Below are 14,701 nucleotides of genomic sequence, written 5' to 3' on the forward strand. Positions count from 1 at the left end.
CGGGAGGCGCATGCAGGATCTCGCGGAACTGGCCTTTGCCCATGCGCCGGTCGGGCTGATCTATACCGAGGACCGGGTGATCCGCCGCTGCAACCCGCGGCTCGAGGCGATGTTCGGCTTCGGGCGCGCGCAGATGGAGGGGCGCTCGCTGTCGATGCTCTACCCTTCCGAGACCGAGTTCGAGCGCATCGGCCGTCTGGGCGCGCAGGTCATGGCGGTCAGCGGGCAGTATCGCGACGAGCGGATCATGCGCCGCAACGGGGGCGAGCTGTTCTGGTGCCGGGTGCGCGGGCAGTCGCTGGACGCCGCCGCCCCCTTCGCCCGCGCGGTCTGGAGCTTTGCCGACATCTCCGAGACACGCCCCGCCACCGGCCTGACCCTGCGCGAACGGCAGGTCGCCAAGATGATGGCAGAGGGGCTGACCTCCAAGGAGATCGCGCAAGGCCTCGACATCTCGCCCCGCACCGTCGAGGTCCACCGCGCCCGCCTGCTGACCAAGTTCAACGCCCGCAACAGCCTCGAACTGGTCGCCCACCTGTCGGGGATTCCGCTGTAAGTGCGGCGCGCGCGTGCCGGTTCACCCCGGCAGGTTGAACACGCGCGAGGGGTGCAGCTCGCCGGCCTTGAACACGCCCACCGCGACGGGCTTGCCGTCGAACGAAGCCCAGGCCGTGTCGCCGTATTCCACGTCGCCGGGGATCACCATGCCGGGATTGCCGTTGCGCAGCCGCGACAGGCCAGCCTCGGTGGTGCGCAGCTCGGGCAGTTCGGACAGCCCGGTCTCGAGTGGCAGCAGGCAGGCATCAAGCTCGGGGGTCTGCGCCAGTTCCTCGATCCGCTCCAGGCTCAGCCCGTCTTCCACTTCGAACGGGCCCGACCAGGTGCGCCGCAGCTGCGCCACATGGCCGAGGCATCCCAGAGCTTCGCCCAGGTCGCGCGCGATGGAACGGACGTAGCCGCCCTTGCCGCAGACCAGTTCCAGCTCGGCATGATCGGGATCGGGCCGGTCGATCAGCACCAGCTCCTCGACCCAGAGGGGGCGGGCCGCGATCTCCATCGCCTCGCCGTCGCGCGCCCGCTTGTAGGCGCGCTCGCCGTCGATCTTGACGGCCGAGTATTGCGGCGGCACCTGCTCGATCTCGCCCACGAAGCCGTGCAGCGCCTCTTTCAGCGCCGCGTCATCGGGGCGCGTCTCCGAGGTCGCGATCACTTCGCCGGCGGCATCGTCGGTATTGGTGGCCGCGCCCATGCGCATGGTGAAACGGTAGGCCTTGAGCGCATCGGTCACGAAGGGCACCGTCTTGGTCGCTTCGCCCAGGGCCACGGCCAGCACGCCGGTCGCATCGGGGTCCAGCGTGCCGGCATGGCCGGCCTTCTTCGCCTGCAAGGCCCAGCGCACCTTGTTGACCACCGCGGTCGAGGTCATCCCCGCCGGTTTGTCGACAATCAGCCAGCCGGAAATGTCACGTCCCTTCTTGCGTCCCATGCGTCCCCTCGGTCTCGTCAAGGGCGCGGGCGTAGCAAGCCGGGCAGGGGCTGTCAATTCAGTGGCATCTGCGCCGCGGCGCGTCGGATCGGGCGCAGCCGCACCTCCAGAAGATCGGCCTTGCGGCACAGGATCAGCGCGCCCAGCACGGCCCAGAGATTGGCCGCCACGAAAGCGCCGACGATGCCGCCGAAACCGAAGAGCAGCGCCCCGCCCCAGGCCAGCGGCACGTAGACCAGCGCGATGCGGCTGGCCGACAGGCCCATCGACCACAGCGCCCGGTCGCGGGCATTCATCGCCGCGTTCGCCGTCACCAGGATGCCGTAGCCGAAGAAGCCCAGGCTGCCCCAGCGCAGATAGGTCGTGGCATGGCCCGCCGCGTCGCCGCCATCGGTCATCAGCGCGCCCAGCCACGGCGCGGCAACCATCATCGCGCCCGCCAGCGCCGCGCCGTAGCCCAAGCAGCACAGAAAGGTCAGGCGCACAGCGGCCTGCGCCCGTTCGACCTTCTCGGCGCCCCAGGCCTGGCCGACCACCGGACCGATCCCGGCCGACAGTGCCAGCATGGGCACGAAAAGCAGCGATTGCAGACGGGTGGCAGCGCCGAACCCCGCCACGGCGGCATCGCCCAGCGTGGCCGCGGCCGAGGTCACCAGCGACAGGCCCAGCGGGTTGATCGCGTTCGAGGCCGCCGCCGGCCCGCCGATCCGCGCGATCCGGTGCAGGCTGTCGCCGATCCCTTTCAGGCAGTTGCGCGACAGCGAGACCCGGCCGCTCTTCAGCGCAAAGGCGAAGAGCCCCGCAAAGCCCAGCACGCGTGCGATGAAGGTGGCGATCCCCGCACCCTCGGTGTCCAGCGCGGGGATCATGGCGAGGCCGAAGATGAAGACCGGGTCCAGCGCGATATTGATCAGCGATTGCGTGACCATGACCGTGGCCGCGATATGGCTCTCTCCGCCGGCCCGGAACACGGCGTTCAATCCCATCCCCGCCACCATGGGCACGAAGCTCGCGCACCACCACGGCACGTAGGCCAGCACCGCCTCCAGCACCGCGCCCTGCGCCCCCATGAGCGGGAAGATCATCGGCGCGGCCAGCCAGAAGGACAGTGCCGCCACCGTGGCCAGCGTCGCGGCAAAGATCAGCGAGTGCAGCGCCAGCCGCGCGGCGCGGGCATCATCGTCGCCATCGCGGCCCAGGGTCTGGCTGACCACGGCCGAGGTGCCGGCGCCCAGCCCGATTGACAGCGAGGTCAGCGCCACGATCACCGGGTAGATGAAGCCGATGGCGGTCAGCGGCACGTCGCCCGCCCGCGCCAGGAAGGCCGCGTCGGCCAGACCCACGGACAGCACGCCCAGGATGCCGATGCTCATCGGGGCCGAGACGCGCCACAGCGCCCGGCCCACGGGGCCGCGCGTCAGGTCGCGGCTGTGGTTCTGTGTTCCATCTGCCATGCGCCGGACATGGCGCGCCCGGCCGCCGTGGCAAGCCCGCCCGGTTGCGGCAGCTCTGCGCGCTGGCGCACGGAACCCGCAGATCCGGAAGCGCCTTTCATCTTTCCGTCAAATACTCCCGCCGGAGGCGTCCCGACGCCGCCGCCCGCGCGACGCCTCAGCTGCGCGTGCCGGCAAAGCGGGCCTGCCATTCCTCGCGTTCGGCATCGGCGATCTTGCGGAAGGTCACGTCGGGCACGGTGAAGCCATGGCCCGCGGGCAGGGCGGCCAGCGCGGCCTCGACATCGTCGGGCCAGTCGCGGTCTCCCGCCTGCATCGCCTCCAGCAGCTGGTCCGCCGCGTCGGGGATGAAGGGGGCCGAGATCACCGCATAGAGCCGGATCAGGTTCAGCGCCAGCCGGATCTGCATCGCGGCCTGTTCGGGATCGGTCTTGAAGGTCGACCAGGGCGCGGCCTCCTGCAGGTACTCGTTGCCCAGCACCCAGGCGCCGCGCAGCGCGGCGGCGGCCTTGCGGATCTCGATCGCCTCCATGTGGCGCTCGTAATCGCGGATCCGCGCCGTCAGGTCGGAGATCAGCTGCGCCTCGGGCGCGCCCTGCCTGCCGCCCTCGGGCACCGTCTCGCCGAATTTGGAGCGGCAGAACTTGGTCACGCGGCTGGCGAAATTGCCCAGCACGTCGGCCAGGTCCTTGTTCACGCCCGACTGGAAGCTCTCCCAGGTGAACTCGGCATCGGACGTCTCGGGCACGTGGGACAGCAGCCACCAGCGCCAGTAATCCGCCGGCAGGATCTCCAGCGCCTGGTCCATGAACACGCCGCGCCCGCGCGAGGTGCTGAACTGCCCGCCATCGTAATTCAGGTAGTTGAAGCTCTTGATGTAATCGACCAGCTTCCAGGGCTCGCCCGAGCCCAGGATGGTGGCCGGGAAGCTCAGCGTGTGGAAGGGCACGTTGTCCTTGCCCATGAACTGGGTATAGGTCACGTCCTCGGCGCCCGCATCGGTGCGCCACCAGCGCTGCCAGTCCGTCCCCTTGCCGGCATCGACCCATTCCTGCGCGCAGGCGATGTACTCGATCGGCGCATCGAACCAGACGTAGAAGACCTTGCCCTCCATGCCCGGCCAGGGATCGTCGCCGCGCTGGACCGGCACGCCCCAGTCGAGATCGCGGGTGATGCCGCGATCCTGCAGCCCGTCGCCGTCATTCAGCCACTTCTTGGCGATCGAGGTGGTCAGCACCGGCCAGCCCTGCCGCGTGTCGATCCACTCCTCCAGCCGGTCCTTCATCACCGACTGGCGCAGGTAGAGATGCTTGGTCTCGCGCATCTCCAGGTCGGTCGAGCCCGAGATCGTGGAATGCGGGTTGATCAGGTCCACCGGGTCCAGCTGCTTGGTGCAGTTGTCGCACTGGTCGCCGCGCGCGCTTTCGAAGCCGCAATTGGGGCAGGTGCCCTCGATATAGCGGTCGGGCAGGAAGCGGCCGTCGGCGCGGGAATACATCTGCGTCTCGGAGACTTCGCGGATCAGCCCCTGCTCATCCAGCACCTTGGCGAAATGCTGGGTCAGCGCGCGGTTCTGCGGGCTCGACGAGCGACCGAAATGGTCGAAGGACAGCCGGAAGCCTTCGGCGAGGTCGCTTTGCACCTGCCACATCTCGGCGCAGTATTCATCGACCGGCTTGCCGGCCTTGGCGGCGGCCAGCTCGGCCGGGGTGCCATGTTCGTCGGTGGCACAGAGGAACAGCACCTCGTGCCCGCGGGCGCGCAGATACCGGGCATAGAGATCCGCGGGCAGCTGGCTGCCCACCAGATTGCCCAGGTGCTTGACGCCGTTGATGTAGGGAATGGCGGAGGTGATGAGGTGTCGTGCCATGAGTGTCGCGCGCAAGTCCATCTGTCAGGTTGGCCCCGGTGTAGCCGTCCTGAACGGCGAGGGCCAGAGGGGCCGGGGCTTTGTCGCAAACGGGCCGCGAAGCGGCGCTGTGGCCAGCGCATGGCCGCGGCGCTAGCTGCAGGGGCGGGAGGGGTGCATCGGCCCGCCGGACAGGAAGGGGGGAATCGCCATGTTCGCTGTGTTGTCGGGGGTCTGGGCCCTGCTGGTCGGGATCGTGTTCATCATGCTGGGCAACGGCATGCATTTCACGCTGATCGGCCTGCGCGGCGGGATCGAGGGGTTCTCCTCGGGCGAGCTGGCCGTGGTGACCTCGGGCTATTTCGTGGGCTTCCTGTCGGGCGCGCGGCTGACCCCGGTGCTGATCCAGCGGGTGGGCCATGTGCGCGTCTTCGCGGCGCTGGGCAGTTTCATGTCGGCCGGGCTGATCGCCTTCACCCTGCTGGCCGAGCCCTGGGCCTGGACGATCCTGCGCGTGCTGGTCGGGTTCTGCATGTCGGGCATCTACGTCACCGCCGAGAGCTGGCTGAACAACTCGGCCGACAACCAGAGCCGCGGCAAGGTGCTGTCGGCTTACATGATCGCGCAGACGCTGGGCATCATCGGCGCGCAGGGCCTGCTGACGCTGGGCGACGCGGCGGGGGCGGCGCTGTTCATCGGGGCCTCGATCCTCGTCTCGGTCTCCTTCGCGCCGATCCTGCTCTCGGTCACCCCGGTGCCCGCCGTCGAGGTCGCGCGGCCCATGTCGCTGCGCGCGCTTTTCGTCAACTCGCCGCTGGGCACGGTGGGGATCTTCCTGCTGGGCAGCGTCTATGCCACGCAATCGGGCATGGGCGCCGTCTTCGGCAGCGAGATCGAGATGAGTGCCAACGAGATCGCGCTGTTCGTCGCCATGCTCTTTGCCGGGGCGCTGGTGCTGCAATACCCGGTGGGCTGGCTGTCGGACCGGCTCGACCGGCGGGTGATGATCCTTGCCTCGGCGGTGCTGGGCGGGCTGGCCTGCGGGCTGGGCTGGATCGCCGGCATGGTGGGCGCGTGGCTGGGGACCGAGGGGCTCTGGCCGCTGATGGCGGCGGCCTTTCTGGCGGGCGGGGTGACGACGCCGCTCTACGCGCTGCTGCTGGCCTACACGAACGACTATCTCGACGCGGGCGACATGCCGGCCGCCTCGGGCGGTCTGGTCTTCACCTTTGGGCTGGGGGCGATTTTCGGCCCGCTGGTGACCGGATGGGCGATGCAGGTCGCCGGGCCCTATGCCTTCTGGCTGGTGCTGGGCGGGACCTTCGCGCTGCTGGCCCTCTACGCGCTCTATCGTATGACGCAGCGCGCCAGCGTGGCGGCCGAGGACACCGACAGCTATCTCGGCGTGCTGCCCATGTCGACGGCGGTCGCGGTCGAGGCGGCCGGCGCCTGGGCGGTGGAACAGGCCGAGATCGAGGCCGAGGCCGAGGAGCGTGACGCCGCCGCTCAGTCCTGACCGGTGCCGCGATCGCGCAGCCGCGCGATCAGCCGGCCGACCTGGAAACTGGTGCGCGGGCTGTAGACATAGGGCGTGCGATGCGCGGCCGCCGGGCGGCGCCGCATGCGGACCAGCCCGAACACCACCAGCCCGCCATGGCCCAGGGCGATCATCGCGAAGAGCGCCGGCGGGCCGTAGAGCTCGATCAGCGCCGAGGCCAGCCAGGGTGCCGCGATGGCGCCCGTGGCGAACCAGAACATCAGCGCGGCCGACAGCTCCACCCGCTCGGAACTGGCCGCGAAATCATGCGCATGCGCCGCGGCGACCGAGAAGATCGGGAAGGTGGTCAGCCCGAACAGCGCGGCGGTCAGCAGGATGCCGGTGGCGGGCAGGTCCGAGACGCCGGCGATGAAGGCGCAGCTGCCGATCGCCGCGACCGACATCCAGATCAGCACCCAGCGCCGGTCGTAGCGGTCGGCCAGCCAGCCCACCGGGTATTGCGACAGCGCGCCGCCGGCCAAGAAGGCGGCAAGGAACAGCGCGATCTGGTTGGTCTCGAGCCCCACGCCCGAGCCGTAGAGCGGGCCCACCATCCGGAACGAGGCGCCCGACAGCGCGGCGACCAGCACGCCCGCCACCGCCAACGGCGAGCGCGCCCAGGCCAGCCCCGGCTGCAGGCGCGGCGCCTCGGGCAGCTCGGGCTGGCGCAGGCGGGTCACGGTCAGCGGCAGCAGCGCGGCGCAGCAGATCAGCGCGAGCAGCGTGTAGCTGGCGTAATGCGCCGGCGGCAGGACCGAGATCATGAACTGCGCCGCCAGCTGCGCGCCCAGATCGGCCAGACGGTAGGCGCCCATGGTGCGACCGCGATTGGCATTGGTGACCTTGGCCTGCATCCAGGCTTCGACCACCGTGTAGCAGCCGGCGATGCACAGGCCCTGGCCGATGCGCAGCCCGGCCCAGGCATAGGCATTGTCGGTCAGCACGTGGCCCAGGATGCCGATCGTGCCCAGCGCGGTGAAGGCGGCGAAGGCGCGCGAATGGCCGACATTGCCCATCAGCCGCGGCGCCCACCAGCAGCCGAGGAAGAAGCCCGCGAAATGCGCCGAGCCCAGAAGGCCGATCTGCGTGGTGGTGAAATCCAGCGCCAGCCCCGAGAGCGCATCGAGCGGGCCGATCCCCCCCGAGGAAAGCTGCAGCAGGATGACAGACAGGAACAGGGCGGCAAGCGAGATCAGGAAACGCATGGGGGAGGGTCAGCATCTGTGGCGCAGGCCGGTCCGGGGCGCTGCCCGCCCATCCTGCGCCGGGGTCGGCCAAACTTCAATGCGCCGCGTGGCCGGAGCGGTGGGGCAAGCCGCTTCGAAGCGGCTTGGGTCAAGCGGTTTCGAAACCGCTTGGGAACGCGTTTGCAAACGCGTTCTTCAAGGCCCTTCGAAGGGCCTTGCCCGCCCCTGTCGCCGGGCGCGCCCGGTCAGGGCACCGGGTCGGCCAGCGGGGTCAGCCGGTCCTGGTCCAGCCGCCAGCTGCGGGGCGGCTGCATGCGGGCGCGCAGCCGCTCCAGCCGCCAGGCCTGCCGCCCGGGGCGGTGCAGCGGGTCGGCCTGCCAGCGCGTCTCGATCCCCGGCGCGCCGCCCGTGCCGGGGGTCAGCAGCAGGCCCAGCGGGCGGCAGCGGCCATGCCCAGCGCCCTGCTCGGCGGCCAGGTGCAGGCGGCGCACCGGGGTCATGCCGGGCGGCTCGGGCAGGTCGGCGATCACCACGGGGGCCGCGCCGCTGCGCAGCGCCTCCTCCATCGCCCAGAGCAGGTCCGGCCCGCGTTCGGGCGCCACGAAGAGCACCTGCCCGGGATCGATCAGCGGGGCCATGCCGCAGGGGTTCAGCGGATCGGTGCCCCAGGCCGGCGCGATCCAGATCACCGGCGCCCCGGCCCGCGCCGCCACGCGCAGCGCCAGCATCCGCCGGGCCCGGCCGCAGATCTCGTGCACCCGGGCCAGTGTCAGCTGCATCTCGTCCCAGAGCGTCAGCGCCGGGGGCGGGCGATGCGGGCGGCGGGTGAGGGGGGCGATCGCGGTCATGGGATCACGCTAGCATGTTCTTATTTTGTTCTCAAGCTGCGGTCGACTTGGCATCGCGCGCGGGCACGTTATGGTGCGCGACAAGGACGTCGGGCCGAAATGGCCGGACGCGGGACCAAGGAACGCGCGATGAAGATGAACCCGCTGGGCCGCACCGGCCTGCAGGTGTCCGAGCTCTGCCTCGGCACGATGACCTTCGGCACCCAGACCTCGGAGGCCGAGGGGCACCGCCAGATCGACCGGGCGCTGGAGGCCGGCCTGAACTTCATGGACACGGCCGAGATGTACCCGGTCAATCCGGTCAGCGCCGAGACGATCGGCCGGACCGAGGAGATCCTCGGCACCTGGTTCGCCAAGTCGGGCCGGCGCAATGACTGGATCCTGGCGACCAAGCATTCGGGCGAGGGGTCGAAGGCGCGGGACGGGGCGCCGATCTCGTCGAAGACGATCCCGCAGACGATCGAGGCGGCGCTGAAGCGGCTGCAGACCGATCATATCGACCTCTACCAGTTCCACTGGCCGAATCGCGGCAGCTTCATGTTCCGCAAGAACTGGCGTTACGATCCGGCCGACGCGACCATGCGCCGTGACGAGATCCTGGCCGACATGGAGGATTGCCTGGGCGCGCTGCAGGACGAGGTGGCGCGCGGCACGATCCGTGCCTTCGGCCTGTCCAACGAAAGCGCCTGGGGCACGACGCAATGGATCAACGCCGCCGCGCGCGTCGGCGGGCCGCGCGTCGCCTCGGTGCAGAACGAGTATTCGCTGATGTGCCGGCTGGCCGATACCGACCTGGCCGAGACGCTGATCCAGGAGGAGGTGGGGCTGCTGCCCTTCTCGCCCCTGGCGGCGGGGCTGCTGACCGGCAAGTACCAGGGCGGGGCCCTGCCCGAGGGCTCGCGCGGGGCGATCAACGGCACGCTGGGCGGGCGGCTGTCGCCGCGCGCCTTCGCGGCGGTCGAGGCCTACCTGCAGGTCGCGCGGGAGTTCGGGCTGGACCCGGTGCACATGGCGCTGGCCTGGTCGGCGCGGCGCTCCTTCGTGGCGTCCTCGATCTTCGGGGCGACCACCCTGGCGCAGCTGGAGCACGCGCTGGGGGCGGCCGAGGTCACTCTGAGTCCGGAGCTGCTGGAGCGGCTGGACGCGGTGCACAAGGACCATCCCATGCCCTATTGAACGGGCGCGGCGGGCGGGCCGGCCTTCGGCCGGACGCTCGTGCCTGCGGCACCTCACCCCGCCCACCGTCCCATGGGCGTCGTGCCCGGCCGGGCCGCTCAGCCGACCTTGTCGCGCAAGCCGCGCAGATGGCCGGGCAGGGCGCGGGCCGAGATGCTGGCCTCCTTCACCAAGTGGTCGAAATGCGTGGTGAAGGCGGCGATCCGGTCGGTGTCGCGGAAGGCGAGATAGCTGCGCCCCATGTAGAGCACGGCCAGCAGCGGGCCGAAGATCGTCACCGGCGCGGAATAGAGCCGGCGCGCATCGTAAAGATAGACCCTGAGCCGCGGGTAGAGCGTCTCGGTCAGCCCGATCAGCTGGTCCAGCTGGTCGGCGCGCAGCGCCGGGTCCAGCCCGGCATAATAGCCGGCGCCGGTGGCGAAGCTGTCCAGTTCGAAGAGCGGCAGGGCGATCTCGTAATCCGAGCGCGACACCCGCATCCAGTCCAGCCGGTCGTTCGAAGCGTTGATCGCTTGTTCCGTGGTCTTGCCCAGATGCGGCGCGTATTCCCATTCCAGCACCGCCCGGGTCTTGAGCATGTCGGGCAGGGCGGGCGGCACGTAGCGGATCTTGTAGCCCTCGGCATCGCGGTGCCATTGGTAGATCGTCTCGTCCACCAGCGCGCGCGGTGCCTCGGTCAGGGTCAGCGAATTGGCCAGCAGGTCGGCGGCCAGCTCGGGCCGGTCCGACAGGCCCAGCAGCCAGTCGGTCGAGACCCCCAGCGCCTGCGCGCAGGCCCCCACGAGATGCGCGTTGGGCAGGCGCGCGCCGTCATCGGACAGCAATTGCGAGATGGTCGAGCGGTCGACCCCGGCCGCGCGGGCCAGCGCGGTCTGGTTCGAACCGGCGCGGGTCAGCGCCTGGGCGAGGCGCGCGCGGAGCAGGGTGGCGCGGGTACGCTTGTCGAGAATCTGCGACATGCCGTGACAAATATCACGTCTGCGGAGATTTGTTAACCAGAGACAGAATGGTCACCGCCCCGCCGTCCCGTTAGCGTCGCCCCTGGTTTCAAACATCGGAGGATACATGGAAACGCGGGCGCGCACGCTTGTGAAATCGGTGCTGTGGACGGCGCTGGGGCTGGTCGTGATGGCTTTCGTGGGGCTTGCCTTCACCGGGTCGCTGGTGGTGGGCAGCGGCATGGCGCTGGTCAATGCCGTGATCGGCTTTCTGACCTACATGCTGTATGAACGGGTCTGGGCGCGCATCGGCTGGGGCCGCTATGAATAGGGCCCTGCGCGGGGTCGAGTGGCCGACGCTGGCGCTGACCGCGCTGTGCTATGGGCTCTGGGCGCTGGGCACCACCGCGCTGGCCGAGTTCTGGCTGCCGCTGGGCATGGCGGTGACCATCGTCACCACGGCGCTGCATTCCTCGTTGACGCATGAGGCGCTGCACGGCCACCCGACCCGGTCGCCGCTGTTGAACGCGGCGCTGGTCTTTCCGGCGCTGTCGGTGGTCGTGCCCTACCTGCGCTTCAAGGACACGCATCTGGCGCATCATCGCGACTCGATCCTGACCGATCCCTATGACGACCCCGAGAGCAACTACATGGATCCGGCCGTCTGGGCGCGGCTGCCGCGCCCGGTCAGGGCGGCGCTGCGCTTCAACAACACGCTGGCCGGGCGGCTGCTGCTGGGGCCGCTGATCGGCACGCTGGCCTTCGTTGCCGCGGACCTGCGGGCGCTGCGCCGGGGCGCGCCCCGCTGGGCGCTGGGCTGGGCGCTGCATGTGCCGGCCGTGGCGCTGGTGCTGGGCTGGATGGCCGGGCCGGGGCAGATGCCGCTCTGGACCTGGGCGCTTTGCGTCTATGCCGCGCTGTCGATCCTGAAGATCCGCACTTTCCTCGAGCACCGGGCGCATGAGGATGCGCGCGGGCGCACCGTGATCATCGAGGATCGCGGTCCGCTGGCGCTGATCTTTCTCAACAACAACCTGCACGTGGTCCACCACATGCATGCCGCGGTGCCGTGGTACCGGCTGCCGGTGCTCTACCGCGAGAACCGGCAGCGCTACCTGGGGCGCAACACGGGCTATTTCTACCGCTCCTATGCCGAGATCTTCCGCCGCCATTTCTGGCGTGCCAAGGACCCGGTGCCGCACCCGCTCTGGCCCGATCCCTGAGCCCTCAGCAGGTCAGCGGCCCGTGGGTCAGGCGCTGCGTGGCGTAATTGTAGCCGAAGGAGCATTGCGTCTCGCCATCGGGATGCACGGTGCAGTTGAAGCCGCTGGCATCCTGCTTGGTCCAGCCGCCGGTGCAGGGATCCTGGCTGTGCGGCGTGGTCATGGCATCGAAGATCTGCCGCGCATGCGGGCCGCTGACGATGAAGCCCACCTCGGTCGGGCTGAACCGGGCATAGACCGGCAGGCCGTCCACCTCCTGGCTGGCCGCGGGCGGGCCGGCCGAAAGGGCCAGCAGCGCGGACAGCGCCAGTGCCGAGCGGCTCACTGCGCGGGTTCCAGGTAGAGCTGCTGAAAGCCGCCCTGGCCGTCGGTATATTCGAGATACTGGCCGTTGTCGTAGACCGAGACGAAGACCCCGCTGTCGCGCGCGCCGAACAGGGCCGCGTTCTGCAAGCCTTCGGCCTCGTCGGGCTTGGCGCATTGCGAGAAGGCATAGCTGAGCATCCATTCCCCGATCTGCCCGGTCAGCATGGTGCTGGGCCCCTTGGTGCCCGGCGCCTCCAGCGCGACGTCGCCGCCATATTGCCACTGTTCGCCGTCCCAGTAATAGGCGTTGAACCGCGAGCCGGTCACGCCGCAATCGCCCACCCGGTCGGCCAGCGTGGTGGTGCCGTCAAGGCTGAGATCCAGCTTGCGCTGCTCCTGCGCGGCGGCGGGCAGGCACAGGCAGAGCGGCAGAAGACCGGCCGCGGCGAATCGAAAATTCGGGGTCATGGCATGTTTCCAATTGAGAAGATTAAACTTTGACGTAAGGCATTTCCGTAACGTCAAGTGTGCCGCCTGCACCGTCGACTTGGCAACGGTTCATTGCAGGCGACCGGCAGAGGGCCGGCGGTTTGGCTCTGGCCAATCGGGCGGCGGGGGGCCATAGCGGGCGGATGGAACTCTGGGTTATCGCCTCCCTCATCGCCGCGCTGTTCCAGACCGTGCGGTTCATGCTGCACAAGATCCTCGCCGGCAGCGGGCTGAGCGCGACGGGCAGCACCTTTGCCCGCTTCGCCTATGCCAGCCCCTTCGCGCTGCTGGCGCTGGGGGGCTACCTGTACGCGACCGGGCACACCCTGCCGCCGCTGGGCCCGGGCTTTTTGGGCTGGGCCGTGCTGGGCGGGATGGGCCAGATCCTGGCCACCGTGCTGGTCGTGCTGACCTTCCGCGAGCGCAACTTTGCCGTCGGCATCACCTTCAAGAAAACCGAGGTCATCCAGACCGCGCTCTTGGGCTTCGTGGTGCTGGGCGAGGCGGTGTCACCCGGGGGCTGGCTGGCCATAGGCATCGGGCTGGTGGGCGTGCTGCTGCTTTCCGAGACGCCGGGCCTGACCGAGGCGCTGTGGCAGCGGATGCGCAGCCGGGCCGTGGTGCTGGGGCTGGGCTCGGGCTTCTTCTTCGCGATCTCGGGCGTGGGCTACCGCGCCGCGACGCTGCAGGTGGGGGCCGAGGATCCCATCCTGCGCGCCGCGATTACGCTGGTCTGCGTGACCGCGCTGCAGGCGCTGGGCATGGCGGCCTGGCTGCACTGGCGCGAGCCGGGCCAGCTGGCGGCGGTCTGGGCAGCGCGGCGCCGCGCCATCTGGCTGGGGCTCAGCTCCATGGGCGGCACGCTGGGATGGTTCACCGCCTTCACCCTGCAGACCGCGGCCTATGTCTACGCGCTGGGCCAAGTCGAGCTGATCTTTTCGCTCGCCGCCTCGGTTCTGTTCTTCCGCGAGACCGTGACCCGCCGCGAACTGGCCGGGATCGCCTGCCTGACCGCCTCGATCGTGGTGCTCGTGCTGGTGCTCTGAGACGTCAGGGCGTCCCGCGCGGGCCGTTATACTGGGCGTCGGTGACCTTCTCCATCCAGTCGGCCGCGCGCCCGTCCACGTCTTCCTGCAGGGCAAGATGCTGCATGGCCACTTCGGGCGCCGCACCGTGCCAGTGCTTCTCGCCCGGGGCAAAGCGGATCGTGTCGCCGGGGCGCAGCTCCATCACCGGGCCGCCCTCGACCTGCGCAAGGCAGAGCCCCGACAGGATGTGCAGCACCTGCCCCAGCGGGTGGGTGTGCCACGCGGTGCGCGCGCCGGGCTCGAAGGTGACCAGCAGTGCGTTGACCTGCGAGGGCGGCTCGGCCGCGGCGATCGGGTCCATCCGGACAGTGCCGGTGAAATAGTCCGGGTTCGGCCGGGTCGAGGGCCGGCTGCCGGCAGGATAGAGGTTCATCGTCTGCGCTCCCGTGTCATGCGCGCCCATCCTAGCGGGGATCGGCGCTTGTGAAAGGGGCCGCGCGCTGCTAGCTCTGAACGGCGTTCATGAACAGGGGGCGAAGATGGCGGGGAAGGTGGCCGCGCGCAAGGCGGCGCTGCGGGAAAAGCTGGTGGACCTGGCCGAGGCGCAGATCGCGGCAGAGGGGCTGGCCTCGTTGCGGGCGCGGGATCTGGCGAAGCAGGCAGGCTGTGCCGTGGGTGCGATCTATACCCATTTCGATGACCTGAACGCGCTGGTGCTCGAGGTCAACGGCCGCACCTTCCGGCGGCTGGGCGCGACCATGGCCCGTGCCGTGGACGGGGCCGAGGGGCAGTCGCCCAATGCGCGGCTGACCACCATGGCGCAGGCCTACCTGCATTTCGCCGCCGACCAGCCCACGCTGTGGCGCGCGCTCTTCGATGTCGAGATGTCGGCCGACGGGCCGGTGCCGCACTGGTATCTCGACGCGTTGGGCAATCTCTTCTCCTACATCGCCGAACCGCTGGCCGAGCTGTTCCCCGACCTGCCCGCGCGCGAGCTGGACCTGATGACGCGGGCGCTGTTCTCCTCGGTGCACGGGATCGTGCTCCTGGGGCTGGAGCGGCGCATCTCGGGCGTGCCGGTGGACCAGATCGAGCAGATGATTGCGCAGGTATTGTCCCAGATCGGGAACCGCAGCGTTTCCTGAACATCGTTCACGTTTTTTCTTGAACAGCGTTCAGG

The 14,701-nt window shown here is 69.7% G+C and carries 16 protein-coding genes; 7 read left to right on the top strand and 9 right to left on the bottom strand.

The genetic code is table 11. From position 1 onward, the window contains the following. The first annotated feature begins 10 nt into the window (after nt 1-10). Nucleotides 11-556, top strand: coding sequence for a PAS and helix-turn-helix domain-containing protein (locus AVJ23_RS16065; RefSeq protein WP_058863232.1), 546 nt, complete (start codon nt 11-13; stop codon nt 554-556). 21 nt (nt 557-577) lie between these two features. Here the strand turns inward: AVJ23_RS16065 and truB are convergent, their stop codons facing one another. From truB to metG, 3 genes are all read right to left on the bottom strand, one after another. Then, nucleotides 578-1,486 carry a tRNA pseudouridine(55) synthase TruB gene (gene truB / locus AVJ23_RS16070; protein ID WP_058863233.1) on the bottom strand — a complete coding sequence of 303 codons (909 nt, stop codon included), beginning with the start codon at nt 1,484-1,486 and terminating at the stop codon, nt 578-580. Nucleotides 1,487-1,539: 53 nt separating this feature from the next. After that, complete coding sequence (locus AVJ23_RS16075; RefSeq protein ID WP_058863234.1) at nt 1,540-2,940, bottom strand: MATE family efflux transporter; 1,401 nt, start codon at nt 2,938-2,940, stop codon at nt 1,540-1,542. Nucleotides 2,941-3,097: 157 nt separating this feature from the next. Then, complete coding sequence (gene metG / locus AVJ23_RS16080) at nt 3,098-4,810, bottom strand: methionine--tRNA ligase (protein WP_058863336.1); 1,713 nt, start codon at nt 4,808-4,810, stop codon at nt 3,098-3,100. Between the two features lie 190 nt (nt 4,811-5,000). On the opposite strand from metG, the gene AVJ23_RS16085 reads away from it, so the two are divergent. Beyond that, nucleotides 5,001-6,305, top strand: a complete 1,305-nt coding sequence (locus AVJ23_RS16085) for an MFS transporter (RefSeq protein ID WP_058863235.1) — start codon at nt 5,001-5,003, stop codon at nt 6,303-6,305. Here the strand turns inward: AVJ23_RS16085 and AVJ23_RS16090 are convergent. Together AVJ23_RS16090 and AVJ23_RS16095 are read right to left on the bottom strand one after the other, a co-directional pair. Next, nucleotides 6,296-7,531 carry an MFS transporter gene (locus AVJ23_RS16090; RefSeq protein ID WP_058863236.1) on the bottom strand — a complete coding sequence of 412 codons (1,236 nt, stop codon included), beginning with the start codon at nt 7,529-7,531 and terminating at the stop codon, nt 6,296-6,298. The genes AVJ23_RS16085 and AVJ23_RS16090 overlap by 10 nt on opposite strands. Nucleotides 7,532-7,758: 227 nt before the next feature. After that, the gene (locus AVJ23_RS16095) at nt 7,759-8,361 is read right to left on the bottom strand and encodes an ImuA family protein (protein WP_058863237.1); all 603 of its coding nucleotides are present in this window, start codon (nt 8,359-8,361) and stop codon (nt 7,759-7,761) included. Between the two features lie 129 nt (nt 8,362-8,490). Here AVJ23_RS16095 and AVJ23_RS16100 point away from each other — a divergent pair, with 129 nt between their 5' ends. Further along, entirely contained in the window at nt 8,491-9,537 is a 1,047-nt protein-coding gene (locus tag AVJ23_RS16100; RefSeq protein ID WP_058863337.1) for an aldo/keto reductase, read from the top strand. 98 nt (nt 9,538-9,635) lie between these two features. Here the strand turns inward: AVJ23_RS16100 and AVJ23_RS16105 are convergent, their stop codons facing one another. Beyond that, entirely contained in the window at nt 9,636-10,496 is an 861-nt protein-coding gene (locus AVJ23_RS16105; RefSeq protein WP_058863238.1) for a helix-turn-helix domain-containing protein, read from the bottom strand. Nucleotides 10,497-10,602: 106 nt separating this feature from the next. Here AVJ23_RS16105 and AVJ23_RS16110 point away from each other — a divergent pair, with 106 nt between their 5' ends. Together AVJ23_RS16110 and AVJ23_RS16115 are read left to right on the top strand one after the other, a co-directional pair. Continuing rightward, nucleotides 10,603-10,806 (top strand): DUF2061 domain-containing protein, encoded by a 204-nt coding sequence (locus AVJ23_RS16110; protein WP_058863239.1) that lies wholly within the window; start codon nt 10,603-10,605, stop codon nt 10,804-10,806. Further along, on the top strand, nt 10,799-11,698 hold the full coding sequence (locus tag AVJ23_RS16115) for a fatty acid desaturase (RefSeq protein WP_058863240.1): 900 nt from the start codon (nt 10,799-10,801) through the stop codon (nt 11,696-11,698). The genes AVJ23_RS16110 and AVJ23_RS16115 overlap by 8 nt, the downstream gene beginning before the upstream one ends. Before the next feature lie 4 nt (nt 11,699-11,702). Here the strand turns inward: AVJ23_RS16115 and AVJ23_RS16120 are convergent, their stop codons facing one another. Further along, the gene (locus AVJ23_RS16120) at nt 11,703-12,023 is read right to left on the bottom strand and encodes a hypothetical protein (protein WP_058863241.1); all 321 of its coding nucleotides are present in this window, start codon (nt 12,021-12,023) and stop codon (nt 11,703-11,705) included. Further along, complete coding sequence (locus AVJ23_RS16125) at nt 12,020-12,472, bottom strand: hypothetical protein (protein ID WP_058863242.1); 453 nt, start codon at nt 12,470-12,472, stop codon at nt 12,020-12,022. Before AVJ23_RS16125 ends, AVJ23_RS16120 begins: the two co-directional genes overlap by 4 nt. Nucleotides 12,473-12,636: 164 nt before the next feature. Between AVJ23_RS16125 and AVJ23_RS16130 the strand changes: the two genes are divergently transcribed. Beyond that, nucleotides 12,637-13,539 carry an EamA family transporter gene (locus tag AVJ23_RS16130; RefSeq protein ID WP_058863243.1) on the top strand — a complete coding sequence of 301 codons (903 nt, stop codon included), beginning with the start codon at nt 12,637-12,639 and terminating at the stop codon, nt 13,537-13,539. Between the two features lie 4 nt (nt 13,540-13,543). Here the strand turns inward: AVJ23_RS16130 and AVJ23_RS16135 are convergent, their stop codons facing one another. Next, the gene (locus AVJ23_RS16135) at nt 13,544-13,954 is read right to left on the bottom strand and encodes a (R)-mandelonitrile lyase (RefSeq protein WP_058863244.1); all 411 of its coding nucleotides are present in this window, start codon (nt 13,952-13,954) and stop codon (nt 13,544-13,546) included. A 106-nt stretch (nt 13,955-14,060) separates the two neighbouring features. On the opposite strand from AVJ23_RS16135, the gene AVJ23_RS16140 reads away from it, so the two are divergent. Beyond that, nucleotides 14,061-14,666, top strand: a complete 606-nt coding sequence (locus tag AVJ23_RS16140; protein ID WP_058863245.1) for a TetR/AcrR family transcriptional regulator — start codon at nt 14,061-14,063, stop codon at nt 14,664-14,666. The last annotated feature ends 35 nt before the right edge of the window (nt 14,667-14,701 follow it).

Origin of the sequence: Pseudoponticoccus marisrubri, from assembly GCF_001482405.1 — a bacterium.
GTDB classification, from domain to species: domain Bacteria; phylum Pseudomonadota; class Alphaproteobacteria; order Rhodobacterales; family Rhodobacteraceae; genus Pseudoponticoccus; species Pseudoponticoccus marisrubri.

What these genes read in the sequence shown, in the direction of transcription:
- AVJ23_RS16065 (WP_058863232.1), top strand. Translation starts at nt 11, where the DNA reads ATGCAGGATCTCGCGGAACTGGCCTTTGCCCATGCGCCGGTCGGGCTG.
- truB (WP_058863233.1), bottom strand. Translation starts at nt 1,486, where the DNA reads ATGGGACGCAAGAAGGGACGTGACATTTCCGGCTGGCTGATTGTCGAC.
- AVJ23_RS16075 (WP_058863234.1), bottom strand. Translation starts at nt 2,940, where the DNA reads ATGGCAGATGGAACACAGAACCACAGCCGCGACCTGACGCGCGGCCCC.
- metG (WP_058863336.1), bottom strand. Translation starts at nt 4,810, where the DNA reads ATGGCACGACACCTCATCACCTCCGCCATTCCCTACATCAACGGCGTC.
- AVJ23_RS16085 (WP_058863235.1), top strand. Translation starts at nt 5,001, where the DNA reads ATGTTCGCTGTGTTGTCGGGGGTCTGGGCCCTGCTGGTCGGGATCGTG.
- AVJ23_RS16090 (WP_058863236.1), bottom strand. Translation starts at nt 7,531, where the DNA reads ATGCGTTTCCTGATCTCGCTTGCCGCCCTGTTCCTGTCTGTCATCCTG.
- AVJ23_RS16095 (WP_058863237.1), bottom strand. Translation starts at nt 8,361, where the DNA reads ATGACCGCGATCGCCCCCCTCACCCGCCGCCCGCATCGCCCGCCCCCG.
- AVJ23_RS16100 (WP_058863337.1), top strand. Translation starts at nt 8,491, where the DNA reads ATGAAGATGAACCCGCTGGGCCGCACCGGCCTGCAGGTGTCCGAGCTC.
- AVJ23_RS16105 (WP_058863238.1), bottom strand. Translation starts at nt 10,496, where the DNA reads ATGTCGCAGATTCTCGACAAGCGTACCCGCGCCACCCTGCTCCGCGCG.
- AVJ23_RS16110 (WP_058863239.1), top strand. Translation starts at nt 10,603, where the DNA reads ATGGAAACGCGGGCGCGCACGCTTGTGAAATCGGTGCTGTGGACGGCG.
- AVJ23_RS16115 (WP_058863240.1), top strand. Translation starts at nt 10,799, where the DNA reads ATGAATAGGGCCCTGCGCGGGGTCGAGTGGCCGACGCTGGCGCTGACC.
- AVJ23_RS16125 (WP_058863242.1), bottom strand. Translation starts at nt 12,472, where the DNA reads ATGACCCCGAATTTTCGATTCGCCGCGGCCGGTCTTCTGCCGCTCTGC.
- AVJ23_RS16130 (WP_058863243.1), top strand. Translation starts at nt 12,637, where the DNA reads ATGGAACTCTGGGTTATCGCCTCCCTCATCGCCGCGCTGTTCCAGACC.
- AVJ23_RS16135 (WP_058863244.1), bottom strand. Translation starts at nt 13,954, where the DNA reads ATGAACCTCTATCCTGCCGGCAGCCGGCCCTCGACCCGGCCGAACCCG.
- AVJ23_RS16140 (WP_058863245.1), top strand. Translation starts at nt 14,061, where the DNA reads ATGGCGGGGAAGGTGGCCGCGCGCAAGGCGGCGCTGCGGGAAAAGCTG.